9 protein-coding genes are annotated in these 8,489 nt (G+C 68.8%); 3 read left to right on the forward strand and 6 right to left on the reverse strand.

The window, feature by feature from the left end:
- The first annotated feature begins 40 nt into the window (after window positions 1–40).
- A complete protein-coding gene (locus tag ACT6S0_RS16080; RefSeq protein ID WP_444764796.1) occupies window positions 41–1,207 on the forward strand; it encodes a YbfB/YjiJ family MFS transporter in 1,167 nt (388 codons plus the stop codon).
- 118 nt (window positions 1,208–1,325) lie between these two features.
- The gene (locus tag ACT6S0_RS16085; RefSeq protein WP_444764797.1) at window positions 1,326–1,523 is read left to right on the forward strand and encodes a hypothetical protein; all 198 of its coding nucleotides are present in this window, start codon (window positions 1,326–1,328) and stop codon (window positions 1,521–1,523) included.
- A gap of 13 nt (window positions 1,524–1,536) precedes the next feature.
- On the opposite strand, the gene ACT6S0_RS16090 is transcribed toward ACT6S0_RS16085, so the two are convergent.
- The 3 genes from ACT6S0_RS16090 to ylqF all read right to left on the reverse strand — a co-directional run bounded on the left by ACT6S0_RS16090 (window position 1,537) and on the right by ylqF (window position 5,190).
- Window positions 1,537–2,739: an acetyl-CoA C-acetyltransferase gene (locus ACT6S0_RS16090; RefSeq protein ID WP_444764798.1), complete on the reverse strand. Its 1,203-nt coding sequence runs from the start codon at window positions 2,737–2,739 to the stop codon at window positions 1,537–1,539.
- A gap of 19 nt (window positions 2,740–2,758) precedes the next feature.
- Window positions 2,759–4,162, reverse strand: a complete 1,404-nt coding sequence (locus ACT6S0_RS16095; RefSeq protein ID WP_444764799.1) for a wax ester/triacylglycerol synthase domain-containing protein — start codon at window positions 4,160–4,162, stop codon at window positions 2,759–2,761.
- Window positions 4,163–4,227: 65 nt separating this feature from the next.
- Entirely contained in the window at window positions 4,228–5,190 is a 963-nt protein-coding gene (gene ylqF, locus ACT6S0_RS16100) for a ribosome biogenesis GTPase YlqF (RefSeq protein WP_444764800.1), read from the reverse strand.
- Window positions 5,191–5,296: 106 nt separating this feature from the next.
- On the opposite strand from ylqF, the gene ACT6S0_RS16105 reads away from it, so the two are divergent.
- Window positions 5,297–5,695, forward strand: coding sequence for a cold-shock protein (locus ACT6S0_RS16105; protein ID WP_444764801.1), 399 nt, complete (start codon window positions 5,297–5,299; stop codon window positions 5,693–5,695).
- 88 nt (window positions 5,696–5,783) lie between these two features.
- Here the strand turns inward: ACT6S0_RS16105 and ACT6S0_RS16110 are convergent, their stop codons facing one another.
- From ACT6S0_RS16110 to ACT6S0_RS16120, 3 genes are all read right to left on the reverse strand, one after another.
- Complete coding sequence (locus ACT6S0_RS16110) at window positions 5,784–6,101, reverse strand: TonB family protein (protein WP_444764802.1); 318 nt, start codon at window positions 6,099–6,101, stop codon at window positions 5,784–5,786.
- 29 nt (window positions 6,102–6,130) lie between these two features.
- Complete coding sequence (locus tag ACT6S0_RS16115) at window positions 6,131–7,678, reverse strand: methyl-accepting chemotaxis protein (RefSeq protein WP_444764803.1); 1,548 nt, start codon at window positions 7,676–7,678, stop codon at window positions 6,131–6,133.
- Between the two features lie 207 nt (window positions 7,679–7,885).
- Window positions 7,886–8,489, reverse strand: a 604-nt coding sequence (locus ACT6S0_RS16120) for a c-type cytochrome (protein WP_444764804.1), incomplete at its 5' end; no start/stop codon positions are given.

Consider the following 8,489-nt stretch of genomic DNA (forward strand, 5'->3'; position numbering starts at 1 on the left):
GGCGACAGCGCCAAGCCGCTGCAGAGGTTAGTCTTCGCCGATGCCTGCCGCCGACCCGTCTCGACTGCATGCCTGGCAGGTCCTGCTGGGCGGCATTTGCGCGCTGGTGCTGACCATCGGCCTGGCGCGCTTTGCCTACACACCGCTGCTGCCGCAGATGCACGCCCAGGCCGGCCTGGGCGTCGCCGATGGCGGCTTGCTGGCTTCTATCAACTATGCCGGCTACATGAGCGGCGCGTTGCTGGCCGCCTGGATCGAGAGCCCGGTCTGGCGCCAGCGGCTCTACAGCTGGGGCCTGCCGCTGGCCTTGGCGGTCACGGCGCTGATGGGCTGGAGTTCGTCCTTCGGCGTCTGGGCCGCGTCGCGCTACGTTGGCGGCCTGTGCGGCGCGGCCGGCATGCTGCTGGGTTCGGGCCTGGTGCAGGGCTGGCTGATCCGCTCTGGGCGGCGGCCGGAGCTGGGCATCTACTTCATCGGACTGGGGCTGGGCATTGTCGTGTCGGCGCTGGGCGCCATGGGCATGACGGGGCTGGAACTGGGCTGGGCCGCGCAATGGCAGGGCTTTGCGCTGCTGGGCCTGGCCTTTGTGATCCCGGCCTGGGCCTGGCGCCCGCCGGCGCCACCGCCGGCAGCCAAGTCTTCGTCAGCCGGGTCACCCAGCGCGCGTTGGATGGCGCTGATGGTGGCGGCCTACTTCTGCGCCGGCTGGGGCTTCGTCATCAACGCGACCTTCACCGTCGCCATCGTCGAGAAGCAGCCGTTGCTGGCCGGCCAGGGCCCGTGGGCCTGGCTGCTGGTCGGCCTGGCAGCGACGCCGGCCGTCTTCGTGTGGGACCGCATCGCGCGACGCACGGGTGACGTCGGCGCGCTGCTGATCGCGTTCGGCGTGCAGATCGTCGGCGTGCTGCTGCCGGTGCTGGCCGATGGTCTGACGGCGGCACTGGCGGGCGCGTTGCTCTACGGTGCCACCTTCATCGGCATCGTCAGCCTGACGCTGGCGCTGGTCGGCCGACGCTCACCCGCCAACCCGGGCAAGGCGATGGCGCGACTGACGCTGAGCTATGGCGTCGCCCAGATCAGTGCCCCAGCGCTGACCGGCCGCATGGTGGAGGCCAGCGGCAGCTTCGACGCCGCGCTGTGGCTGACGGCGGGCGTGATGGCGGTCGGCATGGCCTGCCTGCTGGCCGTGCTTCGCGACCCGCGCTGATGCGCGCGGCCAGACACAGTCCGCCATGAAGTAACTCTGTGTGAGCCCGTCATCCCTGCCGTGCGCCGGACTGTTAGTGGTCGGCGGCCGCGCTTGTGCGGCCTGGAGTGGACCCATCATGAAAAGACTGGCTCTGGCCATCACGCTGATCTCTTCCGCGGCCCTGCTGTCGGGTTGCATCATCGTGCCGCACCGGCACGGTGGCCACCGTGGCCAAGGCCATCACTATCAAAGCGATGGGCACTACCAAGGCCAGGACGGCGGCCACTATCAACGTGGCGGCCGGGTCTACGGGAACCCCGGCCCGCGCCGCTGACCGGCGCCAGACGTCAAACCCGCTCGATGATGGTGGCGATGCCCATGCCGCCGCCGACGCATAGCGTCACGGCGCCGACCTGAAGGTCGCGGCGCTCGAGTTCGTCGAGCAGCGTGCCCAGCAGCATCGCGCCGGTGGCGCCCAGCGGGTGCCCGAGCGCGATGGCGCCGCCGTTCACGTTGACGCGGTCCAGGTCGAGCCCGAGGTCGCGCGCCGTCTTCATCGGCACGGCGGCAAAGGCCTCGTTGATCTCCCACAGGTCGATGTCCGAGGCCTGCATGCCGGCCTGGCGCAGCGCCTTCTGGCAGGCCGGCGTCGTGCCGGTCAGCATGATGGTGGGCTCGCTGCCGGTCACGGCCGCTGCACGGATGCGGGCGCGCGGCCTCAGTCCGGCCGCATCGCCTCCGGCCTTGGAGCCGACCAGCACCAGCGCCGCGCCGTCGACGATGCCGGATGAATTGCCGGCGTGGTGGCGGTGCTCGATGGCGGCGGCCTGCGCGTACTTGCGCAGCGCCAGCGCGTCGAACTTCGCACCCAGCTTGATGAAGCTCGGGTTCAGGGCGGCCAGCGTCGCGGCCGTGGTCTGCGGGCGGACGGTCTCATCCTCGGCCAGCAACAGTGCGCCGGCTTCGTCATGCACCGGCACCAGAGCGCGCTTGAAGTGCCCGGTCGCACGCGCCGCAGCGGCGCGCTGGTGGGAGCGCGCCGCATAGGCATCGAGCTCTTCGCGCGTGAAGCCTTCGAGTGTGGCGATCAGGTCGGCGCTGATGCCCTGCGGCACGAAGCCGATGGCCTCGACGACGCGCTCATCCAGCAGCCAGGCGCCGCCGTCGCTGCCCATGGGCACCCGGCTCATGCTCTCGACCCCGCCGGCCACGACCAGGCGCTCGAAACCGCTGGCCACCTTGGCCGCGGCGAGGTTGACGCTCTCCAGCCCCGAGGCGCAGAAGCGCGACTGCGTGACGCCGGCGACCGTCTCGGCCCAGCCGGCGTCCAGCACCGCGGTACGGGCGATGTCGCCGCCCTGTTCGCCAATCGGCGTCACGCAGCCCAGCACGACGTCGTCGACCAGGGCGGTGTCCAGCCGCGTGCGTTCGCGCAGCGCCTGCAGCAACGTGCGCAGCAGCCAGATCGGCGTCGCCGCGTGCAGCGAGCCTTCGGGCTTGCCCTTGCCGCGCGGCGTGCGGCAGTGGTCGTACATATAGGCGTCGAACATCGTCATTTCCTCGCTGCCGTCATGCGATCCCGACCGCCGCTTCGAGCGTCGCGATCTCCTCTTCGACGTACGCCGCCAGCCGGCTCAGGTTGGGCAGGGCATCGGTCGCGATCAGGCCGACATAGAGCGTGCCCGCGTAGCTGAACAGCGTGATGTTGAGCAGGTGCGTGGCCGGGAGGGTCGACACCGGGTGCATCTCCAGCAGAGGAGCGCCCTTCAGGTAGAGGCGCTTTGCTGGCCCGGGCACGTTGGACACCAGTGTGTTGCCCATCGGCGTGATGACGTCGGCGAGTTTGAGCATGCCGGCGATCTGGCCGAGCAGGCCGGTCAGGATGGTGTAGGTCTCGACGGCCTCGGGCGCGACCGCGTCGATCATGGCGCGCACGTTGCGCAGCGAGTAGCCGACATTGCGCAGCCGCACATAGGCGTCGTCGGTGGGCGGCGACAGGTCGACGAGGATGATGCCGATCTTGTTGCCGGCGGCCTTCTCGTCCTCGCGGCGCAGGTTGACGGGCATCTGGATGGTGATGGGCCGGTCGAGCACCACGCCCTCGTCGGCGAGGTAGCGGTGCATGGCGCCGTCCAGGCAGGTCAACGCCACATGGTTGAGCGTGGCGCGGGCCACCTTGCGGATGGCGTCGATGCGCGCCATCGGCACGGCAGCGGTCGCGAACTGGCGGCCCGGCGTCGCGTTGCCGGTGAAGGGCGTGTTGCCGCTGGCCATGAAGGGCAGGGCGATGGCGTTCTTGGTCAGCTTGACGGCCTCCAGCGCCAGCATGGCCGTGAGGCGGCCGATGCCGACGGCGCGCTTGCTGTTCGCGGTGAGCTGCTTCCACACAGTACCGGCCACGGCCTGGTCCAGCCGCTTCTTCCCCCCCAGGCCGCGGCTGCGCCGGGTGTGGTCGAAGGTCCAGACCGGCGTGACGCTCATGTCGTCGACCGTCGTGCGCAATGACTCGACACCCCAGCGCGTCATCGTGATGCCATCAGCCACGGCGTGGTGCATCTTGTAGTAAATGGCGAACTGCTTGTCCCAGAGTCCGGCGATGACGTGCACCTCCCACAGCGGCCGGCTGCGGTCCAGCATGGGTTCGTGCAACCGGGCGGTCAGCGCGTAGAGGTCGTCGCGGCCGTTCGCACCGGCCTTGAGCTTGTGGAAGAAGACATGTTGCGCCAGGTCCACGCTGTCGGCCGTGCTCCAGCTCGGCATCATCCCGGCCGACACGAAGTTGATGACCTGGTCGAACGGCGGCTGCACGTCGGAGTGGGTCAGGAACTCCTCGTACAGCTGCCTGGCAAAGCTGGCGCCGCCACCCTTGACGCCTTTGGGAATCTGGTGGATGTGCAGACCTGCGACATGCTTGGGACTGGCCTCGTTCTCGGCAATGAAGAAGGCGAGGTCAAGCAGGGAGAGTCGAGTCATGACGGCGCTTGGAGTGGCGGGCGACCCAGCATAGGCGGCCGCCCCGGCCGGTCAAGGCAGGGGATTCACGCGTCGCCGCTCGCGGACTGGCGCTTGCCGCTGCGCTTTTCCTTCTCAGCAAGGCGGGCCGCTTCCAACGCCAGGGCTTTTTGCGCCTCGGCGTCAGCTGCCGCCTGGCGCCAGGCGGTCATCTCCTCGGGCGTCTCCAGCGTGATGCGGCCGAGCGAGCCACCACGGAAGTCCACCAGCAGCGCCTCGGCCGCCTTGTGCATCTGCACGCCGCCACCGCGCACCTTGGCGCCGCGCTTCAGGCCGATGGCTTCCAGCACCGCGTCGTCCGGTGTCCGTTCATCCAGTTTGGCCAGGCCATAGCGCTCTTGCAGCCGCTCGGGGTAACGCCGTTTCAGCGTGGCGATCAACTCCAGCGCCACTTCATCTTCATCGAAAGCATTGCGGCCAATCGCGCCGCTGGCCGCGAGGTGGTAGCCGCTCTGTTCGATGGCGATGCGCGGCCACAGCATGCCGGGCGTGTCGAACAGGTAGAAGCCGTTCTCCAGCACGATCTTCTGCTCGATCTTGGTGATGCCGGGCTCGTCGCCGGTCTTGGTCGCGCGCTTGCCGACGAGGGTGTTGATCAGCGTGGACTTGCCCACGTTGGGGATGCCGCAAATCAACACGCGCAGCGGCTTGTGCATGTCGCCGCGCAGCGGTGCCAGCTCGCGGCAGGCCTTGATGAGGGCGCGGGCCGGCGCCTTGTCACCGGCGTCCAGCCCGATGGCGCGTGTATGCGGCTGCGCGTTGTAGTGATCCAACCAGTCGCCCGTGATCGGGGGGTCGGCAAGATCCTGCTTGTTGAGTACCTTCAGCGAGGGGCGACCTGTCGTCAGCGCGGCCAGCAAGGGGTTGGCGCTGGAACCCGGCAGGCGGGCGTCGAGCAACTCGATCACCACGTCCAGCCCCGCCTTGACGCGATCCTTGATCGCCTGGCGGGTCGAGTTCATGTGGCCGGGAAACCAGTTGATGGGCATGCACTAGCGGGGTGGGCTGTCGAAAGGGGGATTGTCGGGGGCTTACATCCGGTTGCGCCGCCCACCGCCGCCTCCCCCAACATCTTGGGGTTGTCACGAGGTAGATATGCGATTTGAAGGCGTACTCAGCGCTTGGAACCATGACGCCGGCTATGGCGCCATCCGCCCTTCCGGCGGCGGCGAGGAGGTCTTTGTCGGGCTGGCGGCGTTTCCGACCGATGGCGAAGGTCCGCGGCTGGACGAGCCTCTGAGCTTTGAAATTGTGACCAGCCGTGACGGCCGCAAACAGGCGGTCAACCTGCGGCGCCTGACACAGGCGCATCTCAGCCCCGCCCTGCGCGAAGCGGCCGGGGGCGCCCGCGTGCGAGCGCGTTACGCGCAAAGGAAGCGCCGCCTGGCCTTTGTTGCCGGAGGCGCCGTTGTCACGGTGATGTTGGTGATCGGCGGCATGCAATGGTGGCAACCGCTCACCAAGGCGGATGTGCCGGCGGGGATGCGGCGCTAAACCTCGTTTCCCGGCCAGCCGGCCTGCATTGCTGGCTGTCGTTCACAAGGTGTCGAACCGGCCGCAGGGGCCGGTTCTCGGTCCTAGCTCAGTCCTCGTTCTTGAAGACGAGCTTCACTTCGTGCGTGGCCTTTTCGCCCGCCTCGAACCTCCACTCCATCAAGGCCGACTTCACGGCGCGGTCGAAGACCCGCTTGGGTTCGGCCTCGACGATCTCGACGTCGCTGACCTTGCCGTCCGCTTCGATGATCAGCTTGGCCTTGACGACGCCGGTGGAGATGCCCTTCTTCGAGGCCTCGGCCGGGAACTCGGGCGGCACCTTCTTGACGACCTTGGGCGCGGCCTGGGCGGCCAGGGCCAGCATCAGGCTGGCGGCCAGGACAGTGGCGGAACGCAGGAATGACATGGCGAGCCTCGGAAAGTAGGTGAGTGAGTTCAGGCGGCGCGGAAGAAGCCGACGGCGTCGATCAGGCGGGTCGAGCTGTCGCGCAGTGCGTCGGCCGAGCGGCTGAGCTCGCCGACCAGGCTGGTGTTCTGCTGTGTGGCCTTGTCCAGCTCGCTCATCGCGCCGTTGACGACGCCCACGCCCGTGGCCTGTTCCTGGGCCGAGTGCGAGATCTCCTCGATCAGCTGGCCCATGTTGTTGACCTCGTCGACGACGCTGCGGATGGTCACGCCGGCGTTGTTGACCAGCGTCGTGCCGTTCTCGACCTTGACGGTCGATTCCTGGATCAGCACCTTGATCTCCTTGGCCGCGCCGGCCGAGCGCTGCGCCAGTGCGCGCACTTCCGCGGCCACCACCGCGAAGCCGCGGCCATGTTCGCCGGCACGGGCGGCCTCGACGGCGGCGTTCAGCGCCAGGATGTTGGTCTGGAAGGCGATGCCGTCGATGACGCCGATGATGTCGCCGATCTTCTTGGAGCTGGCGCTGATCTCCTCCATGGTCTCGACGACCTTGGAGACCACGGCGCCACCGTTGCTGGCGGCCTGCCGGGCGGTCACGGCGATGCCGGCGGCGCGGCGGGTCAGGTCGCTGGCGCCCTTGAGCGTGGAGGCGATCTCTTCGACGGAAGCGGCCGTGTTCTGCAGGCTGGCGGCGGAGCGCGTCGTGCGCTCGGCCAGGTTGGAATTGCTGTCGGCGATGTTGCCGGAGTTCTGCGCCACCTCGCTGGCAGCGGTGGACACGTCGCGCACCACGCCGGACAGCGCGGCCTGCATGTCTTTCATGGCCTGCAGCATCTGGCTCAGCTCGTCGCGGCCCTCGACCTGGATGTCCTGCGTGAGGTCGCCGGCGGCAATGGCCTCCGCGGCGGCTTGCGCCTTGCGGGCCGGGCCGACGATGGAGCGGGAGATCACGAGGAAGCCGCCGAGGCCCATCACCACCGCCACGATCACCAGCCCAGCGGTGACCATGACGGAGAAGCGGGCCAGCTCGCCGCCGGACGTGGCCAGCGCCTTGCCGCTGTCGAACTGCATGTTGACGAGCTTCTGCAGGCTTTCCTGCAGCGCGGTCTGGGCCGGGCGCAGGTCGGTGATCAGGCTCTCGCGTGCCTCGTCCGGGCTGCCGTCGGCCTGGATCTTCTGGAATTTGGTCAGTGCCGCCAGGAACTTGGTCTTCTGCTCGCGCACCTCGCCGACGACGGCCTTTTCGTTGTCGTCGGAGGACGCCGCGTCGAGGCTCGTCAACTGCTTCTCGGCTTCGTCGACCGCGCCGGTGATGGCTGTCTTCTGCCTCTTGATGGCGCCTGCGGTGTCCAGCAGCAGCAGGTCGCGCACCGCGCGCGAAATGATGTTGACCTGGTTCTCCAGGGCATTGGCCGCGGCGATCTTGACGAGGCTGGAGTTGGCGGTGCGGTCCAGGTCATTGGCCAGGCGCTTGGCGTTGGAGGCGCCGTAGATGCCGATGCCCACCAGCAGCAAGATCAGCAAGCCGAAGCTTGCGGCCAGGCGCTGGCCGATGCGCAGTTGCGTCAGGAAGTTCATGCGGTTGTGGTCCTTGTCCGGTGGTATGCGGGTATCGGCGGGTCGGCTTGCGTCTTGAGACGTCATTCATCAGGGCAGGCTTTGCAGGTCCTACCCCGGGGCAGGCCGGAGTGTGGCGCGCATGCCGGTGGTTTCACGCCTTGACACAAACGGGTCGCGTGAAGTGGTTCACGTGACCCCCCTGCACTTGCGGGCTTGTGGCGACAGCTAATTCGCCGCCGCGGCTCGACGCAGTCGCAGCACCTCGACGCCATCGACTTCGCCCGCGCGGTTGCCGAACGATTCGCGCAGGTGGCTGGCGAGCGCCGCCAGGTCGTCGGCGCCGAGCACACCCGCGAAGGGCGGCATGCCATAGGGCCGCGGATGTCCCGGCGTGGCGGGCGCAAAGCCGCCGCGCTCGATGAGGCGGATCAGGTTGGCCGCGCTGGCCTGCGTGACGAGGCGGCTGCCGGCCAGTGCCGGGTAGGCGAGCGTGCCGCTCTCGTCGCGCCGGCCCTCGCCCTGCGCGCCGTGGCAGGCCGCGCAGTGCTCACGGTAACGGCTCGCGCCGCGTTCAATCCGGCGCGCATCGGGCCTGGCCGGTTCGGGTCGCTTGACCGAAATTTCGGGCAGGGCACGCAGATAAGTGCTCATCGCGGCCAGGTCGGCGTCGTTCAGGGCCGCGGTGCTGCCCAGGATGACCTCGGCCATCGGCCCCTGGGCCGTGTGACCCGCGGCGTGGCCGTCGCGCAGCCAGCGCTGCAGCGTCTCGGTCGGCCAGCGCTGCACACCGGCCTCGGCCGGGTCGAGCAGGGACGGCGCCACCCAGCCC

The organism is Roseateles sp. (assembly GCF_052436255.1).
Lineage (GTDB): Bacteria > Pseudomonadota > Gammaproteobacteria > Burkholderiales > Burkholderiaceae_C > Pelomonas.